Genomic DNA, 16,872 nt, shown 5'->3' with positions numbered 1-16,872 from the left:
GGCTCAGCGCGCCATCACGTAGCTGCCGGGCGCAGGCCCGAGCGGTGGATAGGTGGTGTTGCCCAGCTCGTGCCTGGGCGGCTTGAGGCTGCCCGAACGGCGGCTGATCCATTCCAGCCACTGCGGCCACCAGGAGCCTTCGCTGCGCGTGGCATCGTGGAACCAGGCGCGCGGGTCGCTGGAGAGCCGGGGGTTTTCCAGGTAATAGGCCTTGGGGTTGCCGGGCGGGTTGATGATGCTCTGGATGTGCCCGCTGTGCGACAGCACGAAACGCCGTTCGCCGCCCAGCAGCAGGGCCGAGCGGTACACCGCGTCCCAGGGGGTGATGTGGTCGTTGCTGCCGGCCACGGTGAAGCTGTCGACCGTGACTTGCTGGAGGTCGATCGGGGTGCCGCACACCTCCAGGCCGCCCGGCTGCACCAGCGGGTTGAGCTTGAAGAAATCGAGCAGCTCGCCGTGCAGCGCGGCGGGCAGGCGGGTGTTGTCGGCGTTCCAGTAGAGAATGTCGAAGGCAGGTGGCGTCTTGCCGAGCAGGTAGTTGTTGATCCAGTAGTTCCAGATCAGGTCGTTGGGCCGCATCCAGGCGAAGATCCGCGCCACTTCGGCACCGTCGAGCACACCGCGCTGGTATGAGCGGCGCTTGGAGGCCTCGATGGTCTGCTCGTCGGCGAACAGGCTGGCCGGGCTGTCGAACTGGCTGTCGAGCAAGCTCACCAGGTAGGTGGCGCTGCGCACCTTGCGCAGTTGCCCCTTGGCCTGGAGGTGGCCCTGCAGCGCGGCCATGGTCAGGCCGCCGGCGCAGGCGCCCATCAGGTTCGGGTCACGGTTGCCGCTGATGCTGCGGCAGGCGTCCAGCGCTTGCGCAAGCGCCTGTACATAGCTCGACAGGCCCCATTCGCGGTGGCTCGGGTCAGGGTTGCGCCAGCTGACCATGTACACCTGCAGGCCGTTCTTGAGCATGTACTGCACGAAGCTGTTGGTCGGGCCCAGGTCGAACACATAGAACTTGTTGATCTGCGGCGGCACCACCAGCAACGGGCGGGCGTACTGTTTCTCGCTCATCGGCCGGTACTGGATCAGCTCCAGCAGCTCGTTGCGAAAGACCACGGCGCCAGGGGTGGCGGCAAGGTTGCCGCCCACTTCGAAGGCGCGCTCGTCGACCTGGCGCGGCAGGCCGTCGTTGTGGCGCAGGTCGTCGAGCAGATGGCCCAGGCCACGCACCAGGCTCTGACCGCCGGTGTTGAGCACTTCCTTGACCGCCAGCGGATTGAGCGGTGAGTTGCTCGGCGACACCGCGTCGGTGAGCAGGTTGAACAGAAAGTGCGCGCGGGCCCGGTCGTCGTCGGCCAGCGAGCTTTCCTCGATCCACTGGCGGGTCTGCTTCTGCCAGGCCAGGTAGGCCTGCAGGCTGCGCCGGTAGAAGGGGTTCTGGCTCCAGGTCGGGTCGTTGAAGCGGGCGTCGCGCGGGTGCGGCTGGTGCGGGGTGTCGCCGAGCAGAACGCGGCCCAACTGGCCGCCCAGGCTCAGCAGGTGATGGGCGGTGTGCAGCGGGTTGCGCAAACCGATGCGGCCGACCTGGCGCAGGGTCGAGACCAGATCGCGACCGCGCAGGCCAGCGATGGCGTTCTGCACATTCATGCTCGTGGCCGGGACAGGCGTCGCCCCTTTTGCCGGTTTGTCCTTCATGGCAACAATCCCTCGTCGATCCTTGTCTGCGGTGCTGCCTTCGCGGGCAAGCCCGCTCCCATCTGCACCGGATCCGTGGGAGCGGGCTTGCCCGCGAAGGCAGCACCGCCGAGTAACTGAATGTCCTGGCGCCCGCTTACCTGCGCGCCACCGGTCGCGGATGCATGACCGCACGCTGGCGCTCTTCCTGGAGGAATTTCATGATGATCGGAGCGACGGCCTCGGCGCGGGTGATCAGAAAAAGATGGCCGTCGTCGATTATGTGTAGCTGGGCATTGGGAATCCGCCAGGCCAGCAGGCGCATGTTGATCAGCGGAATCAGCGGGTCATCGTCACCGGCCAGCACCAGGGTCGGCTGGTGGATCTTGTGCAGCCAGTGGATGCTGGTCCAGCCAAGCCCTGCGAACAGTTGCCAGTAGTAGCCGGTCTTGCCGCCGGAGCGCACCTTGGAGGCGTGGTGCAGCGCCAGGTCCGGGTCGCGGCGGAAGGCGCCGCCATAGATCATCGGCGCAATGCGGATTACGTGCGACGGCTGCACATAGCGCCGCGGGCTGGCCATCATCCAAAGCACCTTGGGTTTGCCGGGCACCATGAAGGCCCCGGCGGCGGTGGCGGCGAGCACCAGTTTCTTGCAGCGCTCGGGGTAGTCGTGGGCAAACTGCTGGGCCAGCGCCCCGCCCCAGGACACGCCGATGACATTGACCTGGCCGTAGTCCAGGTAGTCGAGCATGCGCGCGGTGAGTTTGGCCAGGCCTGGGAAGCGATAGGGATGGCGCGGCGTGGACGAGCCGCCGACACCGGGCACGTCGAAGGCGATGACTTCCAGGTCCGGGTCCAGCGCCTCGATGAACGGGAACACCAGCTCGAGGTTGGCGCCAATGCCGTTGAAGATCAGCAGTGGCGTCAGGTGCGGCTTGCCGGGGCGGACGGCGGTGCGGATGGACTGGTTGTCCAGCTCGACGGTCCTGAATACGTAGGGTTGCGACATGCGCCTGACTCTGTGGTTGATGAAGCGCCGTGGCCCGTCGGGCAGCCACGGCGGTACGGCTCAACGCTCGTGGACGTAGGTCCCGGGCGCTGCCTCGCCTGCGCTGTAGGCACGGTTGCCCAGGCGCGTCGGCGCCTTCTTCAGCTCGCCGGCGCGTTCGCCCAGCCAGGTCTGCCAGTGCAGCCACCAGGAGTCGGCATGCTTGACCGCGTTTTCCTGCCAGGCCAGCGGGTCGTCCGGGCGGTCCTCGCCAGTCATGAAGCGTGCCTTGGGGTTGCCCGGCGGGTTGAGGATGCTCTGGATGTGGCCGCTGTTGGAGAGCACGAACTCGATCTTGCCGCCGAACAGGTGCGCCGAGCGGTAGCACGACTGCCAGGGGGTGATGTGGTCGGCGGTGCCGGCGACGCTGTAGATGTCGCACTGCACCTTCTTCAGGTCGATGGCGGTGCCCGAGACCTCCAGCGCGTCGGCACGGGTCAGCGGGTTGTTCTTGAACATTTCGATCAGGTCGCCGTGGAAGGCGGCCGGCAGGCGCGTGGTGTCGTTGTTCCAGAACAGGATGTCGAAGATCGGTGGCGCATTGCCCAACAGGTAGTTGTTGACCCAGTAGTTCCAGATCAGGTCGTTGGGGCGCATCCAGGCGAATACCTTGGCCATGTCGCTGCCTTCGAGCACGCCGGCCTGGTAGGAGTGGCGCTTGGCGGCCTCGAGCGTCTGTTCGTCGACGAACAGCGCCACCTGCGTGTCGACCGTGGTGTCGAGCACGCTCACCAGCAGCGTGAGTGCATTGACCTTGGATTCGCCCAGCGCCGCGTAATGCCCCAGCAGCGCCGTGCAGGTGATGCCGCCGGAGCAGGCACCGAGCATGTTCAGGTCCTTGCTGCCGGTGATCGCCAGTACCGCGTCCACCGCTTCCTTGAGGGCGTCGATATAGGTCGACAGGCCCCATTCGCGCTGGGCTTTGGTCGGGTTGCGCCAGCTGATGATGAAGGTCTGCTGGTTGGAGCGCAGGCAGAAGCGTACCAGGCTCTTTTCCGGGCTGAGGTCGAAGACGTAGAACTTGTTGATCTGCGGCGGTACCACCAGCAGCGGGCGGCTGTGCACCTGCTCGGTGATCGGCCGGTACTGGATCAGCTCCAGCACGTCGTTGCGAAACACCACGGCGCCTTCGGTGGTGCCGAGGTTCTTGCCGACCTCGAAGGCCTCCATGTTCACCTGGCTGGGCATGCCGCCGTTGTTGACCATGTCCTTGGCGAGGTTGGACAGGCCATCGAGCAGGCTCTTGCCGCCGGTTTCGAAGAAGCGCTTGACCGCCTGCGGGTTGGCCAGGGTGTTGGTCGGCGCCATGGCCTCGGTCATCAGGTTGATGACGAACTGCCCGCGGCTGATGTCCTGGGGCGACAGGTCGCTGTCGGCGATCCAGTCGTTGAGCTCCTTGCGCCAGGCCAGGTAGGTCTGCAGGTAGCGGCGGTAGAGCGGGTTCTGGCTCCAGGCCGGGTCGTTGAAACGGCGGTCGTCGCTTTCGGGGTGCAGGGCGGATTTGCCCAGCAGCACGTTCTTCAGTTCCAGGCCGAAATGCGCCACGTGCTTGGCACTGTGCAGCGGCTGACGCACCGCCTGGCGCAGAACGGTGCGCGCGGAGCTCAGCAGGTCCTTGCGACGAATGCCGATGACCGGATTCAGGCCCAGGGTGTTTTCCGAGGCCTGTTTCTGCAGCTCATCGTTGTTCTTGTTACTCATCTACGACGCTCCGTTGTCCTGAGACGAGTACCGGCTGCCTGTGGCGGGTACACAGACGACCGCCCGGTACTGCTGCTCGGGTGACCAGTGATAACGAACAGATGCAGGAACTTGCCAGCCCCATTGGTTACCCGACTTTCGTGTAATGCGCAAGACAGCCAGTCATTGGCTGTCTGTAAGTCATTCAAACAGAACGCATTAGAAAATGCGCTCTAACGAGTCGGAGCCTTGACCTAGAGCATCAGCCGGACCACGGCCTCGGACGGGTCGCGGGATTTGCCGGCCTTGTGCAGTTCGTCGAGGTACTCGGCCCACAGCTGTTCCTGGCGCAGGCACAGTTGCTCGAGGTATTCCCAGGTGAACAGGCCGCTGTCGTGGCCGTCGTCGAAGGTCAGTTTCAGGGCGTACTGGCCAGCCGGCTCCAGGCCGCTGAGGCCGACGTTGATCTTGCCGAACTGCAGGATGGGGTTGCCGTGGCCCTGGACTTCGGCGGAGGGGGAGTGCACGCGCAGGAACTCGGCGGGCAGGTGGTAGACCTCGCCGGGGGCGTAGGTGAGTGTGAGGGTTTTCGAGGCTTTGTGCAGGTTGATGGCGGTGGGTAGGCGGGCCATGGGGGAATCTCTCGGCAGCTGATGGAACAAGCTTCCAGCTTCTGATGGAGGGATTCAAGGGCCCGTTCGCGGGCAAGCCCGCTCCCACAGGGGCACCATATACCTCGGCATTGTGGTGACCCCAGGGGAGCGGGCTTGCCCGCAGCGGTGGTATTACAGGATGTAACGCGACAGGTCTTCGTTCTGCGCCAGCTCGCCGAGGTGGCTGTTCACATAGGCGGCGTCGATGTTGATCGGCGTCTCGTCGTGCGCGCTGGCCAGGTCGCCGGCACTGAACGACACCTCTTCGAGCAGGCGCTCGAGCAGGGTATGCAGGCGACGGGCACCGATGTTCTCGGTCTTCTCGTTGACCTGGAAGGCGATCTCGGCCAGGCGCTTGATGCCCTCGTCGGCGAAGGCGATGTTCAGGCCCTCGGTCTTGAGCAGCTCGCGGTACTGTTCGGTGAGCGAGGCGTGCGGCTCCTTGAGGATGCGCTCGAAGTCCTCGGGTGTCAGGGCCTTGAGTTCGACACGGATCGGCAGGCGGCCCTGCAGTTCCGGTACCAGGTCGCTCGGCTTGCTCAGGTGGAACGCGCCGGAGGCGATGAACAGGATGTGGTCGGTCTTGACCATGCCCAACTTGGTGTTGACGGTGCAGCCCTCGATCAGCGGCAGCAGGTCGCGCTGCACACCTTCGCGGGACACATCGGCGCCGCCGACGTTGCCGCGCTTGGCCACCTTGTCGATCTCGTCGATGAACACGATGCCATGCTGCTCGACTGCTTCCAGCGCCTTGGCCTTGAGCTCTTCCTCGTTGACCAGGCGGCTCGCCTCCTCGTCACGGACCATCTTCAGCGCCTCCTTGACCTTGAGCTTGCGCGCCTTGCGCTTGCCCTTGCCCATGTTGGCGAACAGGCTCTGCAGCTGGTTGGTCATCTCTTCCATGCCGGGAGGCGCGGCGATTTCCACGCCCACGGCATCGGCGACCTCGATCTCGATTTCCTTGTCGTCCAGCTCGCCCTGGCGCAGGCGCTTGCGGAACAGCTGGCGGGTGTTGGAGTCGCCACTGGACTGCTGGGCTTCCTCGCTGAAGCTGCTGACCCGCGCCTGCGGCAGCAGGGCGTCGAGGATGCGGTCTTCGGCGGCGTCTTCGGCGCGGTGGCGCACGCGGACGATTTCCTGCTCACGCAGCATCTTCAGTGCGGCATCGGCCAGGTCGCGGATGATCGACTCGACATCACGGCCAACGTAGCCGACTTCGGTGAACTTGGTCGCTTCGACCTTGATGAACGGTGCGTTGGCCAGCTTGGCCAGGCGCCGGGCGATTTCGGTCTTGCCGACGCCGGTGGGGCCGATCATCAGGATGTTCTTGGGCGTGACTTCGGCACGCAGCTCGGCAGGCAGTTGCATGCGCCGCCAGCGGTTGCGCAGGGCAATGGCCACGGCGCGCTTGGCGTCGTCCTGGCCGATGATGTGGCGGTTGAGTTCGTGGACGATCTCGCGGGGGGTCATGGACATGGTGAATTGGGTCCTTGGGCGTGGTGACTCAGCGTGGGAAAAAGTCCCGCTGTGGGCGGGACACCAGATCAACTGATCACTCGGCCAGGTCCTGCTCCTCGATGGTCAGGTTGTGGTTGGTGAACACACAGATGTCACCGGCGATGTTCAGTGCGGTCTCGGCGATTTCACGGGCCGAGAGGTCGGTCTTGTTCAGCAGGGCGCGGGCTGCGGCCTGGGCGTAGGCGCCACCGGAGCCCATGGCGATCAGGCCGTCCTCGGGTTCGACCACGTCACCGTTGCCGGTGATGATCAGCGAGGCATCCTTGTTGGCTACGGCGAGCATGGCTTCCAGGCGGCTCAGGGAACGGTCGGTACGCCATTCCTTGGCCAGCTCGACGGCGGCACGCACCAGGTGGCCGGAGTGCTTCTGCAGTTGCGACTCGAAGCGCTCGAACAAGGTGAAGGCGTCGGCGGTGGCGCCGGCGAAGCCTGCGATGACCTCGCCGTTGTACAGGCGACGGACCTTCTTGGCGTTGCCTTTCATCACGGTGTTTCCGAGGGATACCTGGCCGTCGCCGCCCATGACGACTTTGCCGTTACGGCGGACAGAAACGATGGTGGTCAAGAGAGAGTCTCCACGCAGCGGGGCGAAAATGCCTGTTGCAGACTCATATGGGGGGAGGGGGGAAGGATTTCAACCGGGGGGGATGAATGGTTGGGGCTGGCAGGGGCTTTCATGCCGGGGCCTTCGCGGGCAAGTCGGCGTTGCGACTTGCCCGCGAAGAGGCCTGCTCAGGCCTCGTGGCAGACGTGCCCGTCGACCAGGGTGTAGCGCACCGCACCCGGCAGGCAGTGGCCGATGAACGGGCAGTTCTCGCCGCGGGAGAACCACTGCTCGCCGGCCAGGGTGGAGGCGTTCGGGTCGAACAGCACCAGGTCCGCCGCGCCGCCGACCTTCAGCTCGCCGGCTGGCAGGCGCAGCGCCTTGGCTGGGCCGCTGGACAGCCGCGCCAGCAGGGTCGGCAGGTCGAGCAGGCCGTCCTCGACCAGGGTCATGGCCAGCGGCAGCAGCAGCTCGACGCTGCTGATCCCGGCTTCGGTCGCGCCGAAGGGGGCCAGCTTGGCGTCGCGCTCGTGGGGCTGGTGGTGGCTGGAGATCGCCTGGATCACCCCCGACTTCACCGCCTCGCGCAGTCCGTCGCGGTCAGCCGGTGTGCGCAGCGGTGGCTGCACGTGATACAGGCTGGAGAAATCGCGCAGCGCCTCGTCGGTGAGGATCAGCTGGTACAGTGCCACATCGGCGGTGACCGGCAGCCCCAGTTGCTGGGCCTGGGCGATCAGCCGGGCGCCGCGGGCGCTGGTGATCTGGGTGAAGTGCGCGCGCACGCCGGTCTGTTCGACCAGCAGCAGGTTGCGCGCCAAGGCTACCGTCTCGGCGGTTTCCGGGATGCCCGGCAGGCCGAGGAAACTGGCCATCGCGCCTTCGTGGGCAAGGCCGCCGGCCGACAGGTCGCGGTCCTGGGAATGGAACACCACGGTCAGGTCGAAGGTGGCCGCATACTCCAGGGCGCGGGCCAGGGTACGGTTGTTGGGAATCTCCTTCAGGCCGTTGCCGAAGGCCACGCAGCCGGTGTCGCGCAGGGCCACCAGCTCGGCCAGTTGCTCGCCTTCCAGGCCCTTGGTCAGGGCGCCGATGGGGTAGACCTTGCTGTTGGCTGCCTCGCGGGCGCGGTCGAGAATCAGCTCGGCCACTGCCGAGGTGTCGAGCACCGGTTTGGTCTGCGGCGGGCAGCACAGGCTGGTGACGCCGCCGGCCACGGCCGCGCGGGTTTCGCTGGCGATGTTGCCCTTGCGGCTGTAGCCCGGCTCGCGCAGGGCGACGTCAAGGTCGACCAGGCCGGGGGCGGCAACCAGGCCGTCTGCCTGGATCGTGCGGCTGGCGCTGAAGCCGGCCGGTGCGGCGCCGATGGCGACGATGCGACCGCCGTCCAGATGCAGGTCGCTGATCTGGTCCAGGCCGCTGCCGGGATCGATGACCCGTGCGCCGATGATGCTGATGGTCACAGGGCGTTCTCCTGGTCGAGTTGACGTTGCGCGTTCTGGCCGCTCATGGCCATCGACAGCACGGCCATGCGTACTGCGATGCCGTAGGTCACCTGGTTGAGGATCACCGAGTGCTTGCCGTCGGCCACTGCCGACTCGATTTCCACGCCGCGGTTGATCGGGCCCGGGTGCATGACGATGGCGTCCGGCTTGGCACCGGCCAGGCGTGCAGTGGTCAGGCCGAACAGGCGGTAGAACTCACCCTCGCTGGGCAGCAGGCCGCCGGCCATGCGCTCGCGCTGCAGGCGCAGCATGATCACCACGTCGACGTCTTTCAGGCCTTCGGCCAGGTCGGTGTAGACCTTGACTCCGTATTGCTCGATGCCGATCGGGATCAGGGTCTTGGGGCCGATCACCCGGATGTCCGGGCAACCCAGGGCCTTGAGTGCGAGCATGTCGGAGCGGGCCACCCGCGAATGCAGGATATCGCCGACGATCGCCACAGAAAGATTCTCGAAGCTGCCCTTGTGCCGACGGATGGTCAGCATGTCGAGCATGCCCTGGGTCGGGTGGGCGTGGCGGCCGTCACCGCCGTTGATCACCGCAACCTCGGGGCACACGTGTTCGGCGATGAAGTGCGCGGCGCCGGAGTCGGAGTGGCGCACGACGAACATGTCGGCAGCCATGGCTTCCAGGTTGCGCAAGGTGTCGAACAGGGTTTCGCCCTTGCTGGTCGAGGAGGTCGACACGTTCAGGCTGATGACGTCGGCCGACAGGCGCTGGGCGGCCAGTTCGAAGGTGGTGCGGGTGCGGGTGGAGTTCTCGAAGAACACGTTGCACACGGTCTTGCCGCGCAGCAACGGGACCTTCTTCACGGCCCGGGCGCCGACTTCGAGGAAGGAGTCGGCGGTGTCGAGGATCTCGGTGAGCAGTTCGCGGGGCAAACCGTCGAGCGAGAGGAAATGGCGTAGCTGGCCCTGGTCGTTGAGCTGCAGCGGGCGCTTGGCGTCGAATGGCGTCATCGCGGGGGACTCTTAAAGGGCGGATGCGGGGGCGAGGTCCTGGCGCTCGAGGGCGAGCGGGGCGGGTCCGGTCAATTTTACCCGTTCATGGGCCGCCAGGGACAGCGTTGCACCAAGCACATTCGGACGGATCGGCAATTCGCCGGCATCCAGGTCGAGCAGGCAGACCAGGGTCACGCTGGCCGGGCGGCCGTAGTCGAACAGCTCGTTGAGCGCGGCGCGAATGGTCCGACCGCTCATCAGTACGTCATCCACCAGCACCAGGTGCTGGCCTTCGATCTCGAACGGCAGCTCGGACGGGCGAACCTGCGGGTGCAGGCCGTTCTGGCTGAAGTCGTCGCGGTAGAACGACACGTCGAGGGTGCCAAGCGGGCTGTCGTCGCCGAGCGCCTGCTGCAGGGCCTGGGCGACCCACACGCCACCGGTGCGGATGCCGATGAAGCGTGGCTCGGTGATGGCGCGGCGCGCCAGGTGGGCGCGAAGGTCGACGGCCATCTGCCGGATCAGGTCGGCGGGATTGGGTAGGCTCATTGCGTGCTCCTTGGGGCGCCGGGATCGCCGGCGGCAAAGCGGGTGGTCAGGTATTGGCCTCCAGCCAGCCCTGCAGCAACAGGGCTGCGGCGATGGCGTCGACCGGATTGTCGCGGTAGCTGCCATGACGCGTGCCACGGGCCATCTGCTCGCCCTTGGCCTCGAAGGTGGTCAGGCGTTCGTCGTGGGTGTGCACGGGCAGGTTGTAGCGCCCGTTCAGGCGACGGGCGAACTTCTCGGCGCGCTCGCTCATTTCGCTGGGCGTGCCGTCCATGTTCAGCGGCAGGCCGACGACGATGGCGTCGGGTTTCCATTCCTTTATCAGCTTTTCGACCTGGTTCCAGTCCGGCACGCCGTTCTGCGCCTTGAGCGTGCACAGCTCGCGGGCCTGGCCGGTGATGACCTGGCCCACGGCCACGCCGATCTGGCGGGTGCCGTAGTCGAAGCCCAGCAGCAGGCGGAGCTCGGCCATCAGGCGTGCCCTGCCTGGCTGGTCAGCAGGCTGAGGTTGATGCCCAGGCTCTGGGCGGCGGCCTGCAGGCGCTGCTCGCAGGCCAGGCCGAACAGAATCTGCGGGTCGAACGGGCAGTTGAGCCAGGCGTTGTCGGCCAGTTCCGCCTCGAGCTGACCCGCTTCCCAGCCGGCGTAGCCCAGGGTGATCAGGCTCTGCTTGGGGCCGACGCCTTCGGCGATGGCGAACAGCACGTCCTGCGAGGTCGACAGCGACAGGCCCTGCAGCTCGACGGTGGCCTGGTAGCTGCATTCCGGGCTGTGCAGCACGAAGCCGCGATCGGTCTGCACCGGGCCACCCTGGTAGATCGGGATCTGCAGGGTGCTGGCCGGTGGCTCCTCATCCGGGCGCAACTGCTCGAGGATGTCGGCCAGGTTCAGCTCCTGCGGGCGATTGACCACCAGGCCCATGGCGCCGTTGGCGTTATGCTCGACGATGTAGGTGAGGGTCTGGGCAAAGTTCGGATCGGCCATGTGCGGCATGGCGATCAGGAACTGGTGCTTGAGGTAGCTCGGCGTGAGGGTTTTCATGAGGGGTAGTGTGGCGTCAGGTGGCGAGGCTGACAAGCTGGCTGTGCTGTGTCCGTACCGGCCTCATTGCGGCACAGCCCGCACCGATCAATTGCTCGACAACCGGTCACCCCTGGCGAAGCGCCAGGTGCGGATGATCTCCAGCCGGTCGAATTCGGCCAGGTCGCCGGTGAACGGCGCGAAAGGCGCCGCCAGGCGCACGATGCGCTGCGCCGCCTGGTCCAGCACAGGCTGCCCGGACGACTCGAGCACCAGCACCTCGTACAGCGAGCCGTCGCGGTTGATCGACACCATCATTCGCAAGCTGCCGTACATCTGCTGGCGTCGGGCTTCCTCGGGGTAGTTGAGGTTGCCGATGCGCTCGACCTTCTTGCGCCATTCTTCCTTGTACCAGGCGCCCTTGTCGCGCATGGTCGAGGCGGCGTTGAGGCGGTGGATGCGCGGACGCTTGGCATACAGCTGCTGTTCGTTGGACAGTTCGGCTTCCAGGCTGGCGATCTGGCTCGACAGCTGCGAGCTGTCGAAATCCGGCACGGCCGCTGGTGGCTTGGGCTGGGGTTTGCTTTCCTTCGGAGCGGTCTCGGCCTTCTGCGGCTTCGGCGCCTTGGTGGTCACCACCGATTTGGTCGGCGCCGGTGGCGTTTCCGCTCGTGCGGCCGGAGGCGGGGTGATCTTGTTGACCTTGCTGTCCTGGAAGGGCGCCACCTCGGTGGTGGTAGGCACGGCCTTCTTGTCCAGCGTACCGCTGCCCTGCTGATTGTCCTGGGCTTGGTAGTCGGCCTTCTCGGGCGGTTTCTCGCTCTTGAAGGTGGCCAGGGTGATGTCCATGGTCTGGCGGACTTGCGCAGGCTTGACCACGCTGAAGCCCACCCCGAGGATCAACGCGAGGTGCACCAGGGCGGCCAGGAACAGCGTGAAGCCGAGCCGGTCCACCGGGCGAACGCGCGGTGGCAGCAGGTCGTCGGGGATGTCGGCGGGCAGCGTCATCGGATATCCAGCAACCGCAGTGGGGCAGCAGGTCGAGTGAAAAGGACCGGCATCATACCCCACTCCGGGGTTTTGCTCTGCGTCGGCGGTCAGCGCGCCTGGAGCTGGCGATCAATGGCGTCCATCAGTTGGCCGCCGATGTCGGTGTTGTAGGCTGCATCGATCTCGCGGATGCAGGTCGGGCTGGTGACGTTGATCTCGGTGAGCGAGTCGCCGATCACGTCCAGGCCGACGAACAGCAGGCCCTTCTCGCGCAGGGTCGGGCCGACCTGGGCGGCGATCCAGCGATCGCGCTCGGTCAGCGGGCGGGCCTCGCCACGACCGCCGGCCGCCAGGTTGCCACGGGTCTCGCCGCTGGCCGGGATGCGCGCCAGGCAGTAGGGCACGGGGTCGCCGTCGATCATCAGGATGCGCTTGTCGCCATCGACGATCTGCGGCAGGTAGGCCTGCGCCATGATCTGCTGGTGGCCGTGCTGGGTCAGGGTTTCGAGAATCACCGAGAGGTTCGGGTCGCCCTGGCGGTGACGGAACACCGACGCGCCGCCCATGCCGTCCAGCGGCTTGAGGATCACGTCGCCATGGGTGGCGGCGAATTCACGCAGGATGTCGGCGCGGCGGCTGACCAGGGTCGGCGCCATGCACTGGGGGAACTGGGTGGCGAACAGCTTCTCGTTGCAGTCGCGCAGGCTCTGCGGCTTGTTGACGATCAGCGCGCCCTCGCGCTCGGCCTGTTCGAGCAGGTAGGTGCTGTAGACGAACTCCATGTCGAAGGGCGGATCCTTGCGCATCAGGATCACGTCCAGCTCGCCCAGGGCACCGTCCTGCTCCTCGCCCAGCTCGAACCAGCGCGCCGGATCGGCGAACACCTTCAGCGGACGCATCCTGGCACGGGCCTGGCCTGCACCCAGGTAGAGGTCGCGCTGTTCCATGTAGAACAGGCTCCAGCCGCGTGCCTGTGCTGCCAGCAACATGGCCAGCGAACTGTCCTTCTTGTAGGAAATGGACGCGATGGGGTCCATGACAATCCCGAGGCGAACGCTCATGGGGTAAATCCTCTTGACGGCGGGTGGCCGCGATGGCACGAAAGAAAAGTGGCTCAGGGTGGCGCCGGGAACGCGGCGGGTCAAGGGGGGAGGCAGATGGAATGCCCACCCGGACTGTGTTAAAAATGCCAGTCAGAGCGCTGTACAACCGATCATCCGGGCCGCTTCGCGCGCCCACCCGGGCACCGACCGCATCGGCCCCCGAACTACACGCCTGACTCGGCGATGGTGACGCATTTCATGGAACAACCCCTGAAGGTGATGGTGATCGACGATTCCCGCACCATCCGGCGCACCGCCCAGATGCTGCTGGGCGAGGTGGGGTGCGAGGTGATCACCGCCAGCGACGGTTTCGATGCCCTGGCCAAGATCGTCGATCACAAGCCACGCATCATCTTCGTCGATGTGCTGATGCCGCGTCTGGACGGTTACCAGACCTGCGCGGTGATCAAGCAGAACGCCGCATTCAGGGACACCCCGGTGATCCTGCTGTCGTCGCGCGACGGCCTGTTCGACAAGGCCCGCGGGCGAGTGGTCGGTTCCGACCAGTTCCTCACCAAACCGTTCAGCAAGGAAGAACTGCTCGAGGCGATCCGTGTCCACGTGCCCGGATTCGCCACGCAGGCACAACACGCACCCTGACCGCGCCCGCCCTGGCGCGGCCTTCATTTTCCTGATGGGGAAACCGCATGGCCCGAGTTCTGATTGTCGACGACTCGCCGACAGAGATGTACCGATTGACCGAATGGCTGGAAAAGCACGGCCACCAGGTGCTCAAGGCCAACAACGGTGCCGATGGCGTGGCCCTGGCGCGCCAGGAAAAACCCGACGCCGTGCTGATGGACATCGTCATGCCCGGCATGAACGGTTTCCAGGCCACCCGCCAGCTCAGCAAGGACCCTGAAACCAGCGCCATTCCCGTGATCGTGGTCACCACCAAGGACCAGGAAACCGACCGTATCTGGGCCACGCGCCAGGGCGCCCGCGATTTCCTGACCAAGCCGGTGGAAGAGGACGCGCTGATCGCCAAGCTCAAAGAGGTGCTGGGCGCTTGACCACCCGCCCCCAGGGCGCGTCGCTGACCGCCTTCGAGCTGTTGCTGGATATCGACCGGCGCTGCCGCCTGCTGGTGGCCGATCAACCGCTGCAGGACACACGGCTGCAACAATGGAGCGGTATCGGTTTTCGCATTGCCGGGCAGTGGTTCGTCGCGCCCATGGGCGAAGTGGCCGAGGTGCTGCGCGAGCCGCGCAGCAGTCGGGTGCCGGGGGTACAGCCCTGGGTGCGCGGCGTGGCCAACCTGCGTGGGCGGTTGTTGCCGGTGATGGACCTGTCGGCGTTCTTCGGCCTTGGGCCGGCGGCGTCCGGCAAGCAGCGGCGGGTGCTGGTGCTCGATCACGAAGACCTCTTCGTCGGCCTGCTGGTCGACGAAGTGGTCGGCCTGCAGCACTTCACCCTCAGCAGCCTGGAGCTGTCGCCGCCGCAACCGCTGATCCGCGCCGCGGCCCGTTTCGTCCAGGGGCATTTTCCGCGTGAGCGCAACTGGGCGATCTTCAGCCCCTTCGCCCTGGCCCAGGCGCCGGGCTTTCTCGATGTGGCGTTGTAGAGGACCCCGCGACAGTGAACCCTTCGACCTTGAACAAACCCGCCCCGACCGTCGTTCCCGAAGCGGTGGCCCAGCGCCCGCGCAGCACGGCCCAGATCACCGTGCTGTTCGTGGTGCTGATCCTGTCGATCGTCCTGCTGTTCGCCAACTTCGCCTACCTCAATACCCAGTCCAACCACGACAAGCAGTACATCGGCCACGCCGGCGAGTTGCGCGTGCTGTCGCAGCGCATCGCCAAGAACGCCACCGAGGCGGCGGCGGGCAAGGCCCTGGCCTTCAGGCTGCTGTCCGATGCGCGCAACGACTTCGAGCGCCGCTGGAAGTACCTGCGCGAAGGTGACAAGGCCACCGGCCTGCCGCCTGCACCGGCCACGGTGCGCGACGAGATGGACGCGGTGCGCCAGGACTGGGAGAACCTGCGCCGCAACACCGACACCATCCTGGCCAGCGAGCAGACCGTGCTGTCGCTGCACCAGGTGGCGGCGACCCTGGCCGAGACCGTGCCGCAACTGCAGGTCGAATACGAGAAGGTCGTGGAAATCCTCCTGCAGAGCGGCGCGCCGGCCAGCCAGGTGGCCGTGGCCCAGCGTCAGCTGCTGCTGGCCGAGCGGATTCTCGGCTCGGTCAACACCGTGCTGGCCGGGGACGACAGCTCGGTGCAGGCCGCCGATACCTTCGGTCGCGATGCCAGCCGCTTCGGCCAGGTGCTCGAGGGCATGCTGGGCGGCAATCCGGCGATCCAGGTTACCCGCGTCGAAGACCCGGACGCCCGCGCGCGCCTGGCCGAGATCGCCGAGCTGTTCCAGTTCGTCTCCGGCTCGGTCGATGAAATCCTCGAGACTTCGCCGGAGCTGCAGCGCGTACGCGAGGCGGCCAGCAACATCTTCAGCCTGTCGCAGACCCTGCTCGACGAAGCCTCGCACCTGGCCAACGGCTTCGAGAACCTTGCCGGGCGTACTCTCGACACCGTCGGCGGCTACGTGCTGGGGCTGCTGGCGCTGGCTTCGATCATCCTCATCGGCTTGGTGATGGTCCGCGCCACCAGCCGGCAGCTGCGCGATACGGCGCAGAAGAACGAGCGCAACCAGCAGGCGATCATGCGCCTGCTCGATGAAATCGAAGAACTGGCCGACGGCGACCTGACCGTCACCGTGTCGGTCACCGAAGACTTCACCGGCGCCATCGCCGACTCGATCAACTTCTCGGTCGACCAGTTGCGCGATCTGGTGGCGACCATCAACCACAGCGCCGAGCAGGTCGCCGCCGCCGTGCAGGACACCCAGAACACCGCGCGCCAGCTGGCCAAGGCCTCGGAGCACCAGGCCGAGCAGATCAGCGAGGCTTCGGTGGCGGTGGGTGACATGGTCGAGTCGATCGACCGTGTTTCGGCCCACGCCTATGAGTCGGCCAAGGTCGCCGAGCGCTCGGTGGCCATTGCCAACAAGGGCAACGAGGTGGTGCACAACACCATCCACGGCATGGACAACATCCGCGAGCAGATTCAGGACACCGCCAAGCGCATCAAGCGCCTGGGCGAATCCTCCCAGGAGATCGGCGATATCGTCAGCCTGATCGACGACATTGCCGAGCAGACCAACATCCTGGCACTCAATGCCGCGATCCAGGCTTCGCTGGCGGGTGAGGCCGGGCGAGGTTTCGCCGTGGTCGCCGACGAGGTGCAGCGCCTGGCCGAGCGCTCGTCGTCCGCCACCCGGCAGATCGAGGCGCTGGTGCGCACGATCCAGGCCGACACCAACGAAGCGGTGATCTCCATGGAACAGACCACTGCCGAGGTGGTGCGCGGTGCGCGTCTTGCACAGGACGCCGGTGTGGCTTTGGCCGAGATCGAGGGCGTTTCGCAGAACCTGGCCGAGCTGATCCACAGCATTTCCGATGCGGCGCAGTTGCAGACCTCGTCCGCCGGGCAGATTTCCCACACCATGGCCGTGATCCAGCAGATCACCGCGCAGACCTCCGCCGGCTCCGGCGCCACCGCCGACAGCATCCGCCACTTGGCGAAGATGGCCAGCGAGATGCGCCGCTCGGTGTCGGGCTTCACCTTGCCGGCCCCGGCCGAGCGGCGCTGAGGAGTTGG

Annotated in this window: 17 protein-coding genes; 4 read left to right on the top strand and 13 right to left on the bottom strand. The window is 66.2% G+C overall.

Annotated features, from left to right (window positions below):
- Positions 1 to 3: 3 nt before the first annotated feature.
- The 13 genes from phaC (AC1TXO_RS24720) to gshB all read right to left on the bottom strand — a co-directional run bounded on the left by phaC (AC1TXO_RS24720) (position 4) and on the right by gshB (position 13,171).
- A complete protein-coding gene (gene phaC / locus AC1TXO_RS24720; protein ID WP_486404156.1) occupies positions 4 to 1,686 on the bottom strand; it encodes a class II poly(R)-hydroxyalkanoic acid synthase in 1,683 nt (560 codons plus the stop codon).
- 136 nt (positions 1,687 to 1,822) lie between these two features.
- Complete coding sequence (gene phaZ / locus AC1TXO_RS24715) at positions 1,823 to 2,674, bottom strand: poly(3-hydroxyalkanoate) depolymerase (protein ID WP_063546564.1); 852 nt, start codon at positions 2,672 to 2,674, stop codon at positions 1,823 to 1,825.
- A gap of 60 nt (positions 2,675 to 2,734) precedes the next feature.
- The gene (gene phaC, locus AC1TXO_RS24710; RefSeq protein ID WP_486404155.1) at positions 2,735 to 4,414 is read right to left on the bottom strand and encodes a class II poly(R)-hydroxyalkanoic acid synthase; all 1,680 of its coding nucleotides are present in this window, start codon (positions 4,412 to 4,414) and stop codon (positions 2,735 to 2,737) included.
- A 233-nt stretch (positions 4,415 to 4,647) separates the two neighbouring features.
- On the bottom strand, positions 4,648 to 5,025 hold the full coding sequence (locus tag AC1TXO_RS24705) for a gamma-butyrobetaine hydroxylase family protein (protein WP_486404154.1): 378 nt from the start codon (positions 5,023 to 5,025) through the stop codon (positions 4,648 to 4,650).
- A gap of 153 nt (positions 5,026 to 5,178) precedes the next feature.
- Positions 5,179 to 6,522, bottom strand: a complete 1,344-nt coding sequence (gene hslU, locus AC1TXO_RS24700) for an ATP-dependent protease ATPase subunit HslU (RefSeq protein WP_486404153.1) — start codon at positions 6,520 to 6,522, stop codon at positions 5,179 to 5,181.
- A 76-nt stretch (positions 6,523 to 6,598) separates the two neighbouring features.
- On the bottom strand, positions 6,599 to 7,129 hold the full coding sequence (gene hslV / locus AC1TXO_RS24695) for an ATP-dependent protease subunit HslV (RefSeq protein ID WP_054894845.1): 531 nt from the start codon (positions 7,127 to 7,129) through the stop codon (positions 6,599 to 6,601).
- A gap of 167 nt (positions 7,130 to 7,296) precedes the next feature.
- Positions 7,297 to 8,568, bottom strand: a complete 1,272-nt coding sequence (locus AC1TXO_RS24690; protein ID WP_486404152.1) for a dihydroorotase — start codon at positions 8,566 to 8,568, stop codon at positions 7,297 to 7,299.
- A complete protein-coding gene (locus tag AC1TXO_RS24685) occupies positions 8,565 to 9,569 on the bottom strand; it encodes an aspartate carbamoyltransferase catalytic subunit (RefSeq protein WP_054894843.1) in 1,005 nt (334 codons plus the stop codon). Before AC1TXO_RS24685 ends, AC1TXO_RS24690 begins: the two co-directional genes overlap by 4 nt.
- A 12-nt stretch (positions 9,570 to 9,581) precedes the next feature.
- Positions 9,582 to 10,100 (bottom strand): bifunctional pyr operon transcriptional regulator/uracil phosphoribosyltransferase PyrR, encoded by a 519-nt coding sequence (pyrR, locus tag AC1TXO_RS24680; RefSeq protein ID WP_486404151.1) that lies wholly within the window; start codon positions 10,098 to 10,100, stop codon positions 9,582 to 9,584.
- A gap of 46 nt (positions 10,101 to 10,146) precedes the next feature.
- The gene (gene ruvX, locus AC1TXO_RS24675; protein ID WP_486404150.1) at positions 10,147 to 10,572 is read right to left on the bottom strand and encodes a Holliday junction resolvase RuvX; all 426 of its coding nucleotides are present in this window, start codon (positions 10,570 to 10,572) and stop codon (positions 10,147 to 10,149) included.
- Positions 10,572 to 11,141, bottom strand: a complete 570-nt coding sequence (locus AC1TXO_RS24670; protein ID WP_486404149.1) for a YqgE/AlgH family protein — start codon at positions 11,139 to 11,141, stop codon at positions 10,572 to 10,574. Before AC1TXO_RS24670 ends, ruvX begins: the two co-directional genes overlap by 1 nt.
- A gap of 87 nt (positions 11,142 to 11,228) precedes the next feature.
- Positions 11,229 to 12,128, bottom strand: a complete 900-nt coding sequence (locus AC1TXO_RS24665; RefSeq protein ID WP_486404148.1) for an energy transducer TonB — start codon at positions 12,126 to 12,128, stop codon at positions 11,229 to 11,231.
- Positions 12,129 to 12,217: 89 nt separating this feature from the next.
- The gene (gene gshB / locus AC1TXO_RS24660; protein WP_486404147.1) at positions 12,218 to 13,171 is read right to left on the bottom strand and encodes a glutathione synthase; all 954 of its coding nucleotides are present in this window, start codon (positions 13,169 to 13,171) and stop codon (positions 12,218 to 12,220) included.
- Between the two features lie 240 nt (positions 13,172 to 13,411).
- Here gshB and AC1TXO_RS24655 point away from each other — a divergent pair, with 240 nt between their 5' ends.
- The 4 genes from AC1TXO_RS24655 (at position 13,412) to AC1TXO_RS24640 (ending at position 16,864) form a co-directional block, all read left to right on the top strand.
- Positions 13,412 to 13,813 (top strand): response regulator, encoded by a 402-nt coding sequence (locus tag AC1TXO_RS24655; protein ID WP_486404146.1) that lies wholly within the window; start codon positions 13,412 to 13,414, stop codon positions 13,811 to 13,813.
- A 47-nt stretch (positions 13,814 to 13,860) separates the two neighbouring features.
- Complete coding sequence (gene pilH / locus AC1TXO_RS24650) at positions 13,861 to 14,226, top strand: twitching motility response regulator PilH (protein ID WP_486404145.1); 366 nt, start codon at positions 13,861 to 13,863, stop codon at positions 14,224 to 14,226.
- Entirely contained in the window at positions 14,223 to 14,777 is a 555-nt protein-coding gene (locus AC1TXO_RS24645; RefSeq protein WP_486404144.1) for a chemotaxis protein CheW, read from the top strand. The genes pilH and AC1TXO_RS24645 overlap by 4 nt, the downstream gene beginning before the upstream one ends.
- Before the next feature lie 65 nt (positions 14,778 to 14,842).
- Positions 14,843 to 16,864 (top strand): methyl-accepting chemotaxis protein, encoded by a 2,022-nt coding sequence (locus AC1TXO_RS24640; protein WP_486406903.1) that lies wholly within the window; start codon positions 14,843 to 14,845, stop codon positions 16,862 to 16,864.
- Positions 16,865 to 16,872: the final 8 nt, after the last annotated feature.

This window comes from Pseudomonas sp. FA117 (assembly GCF_057370475.1).
The sequence above is the reverse complement of the archived record's forward strand: the minus strand, read 5'-3'. Positions and strand labels throughout refer to the sequence as shown.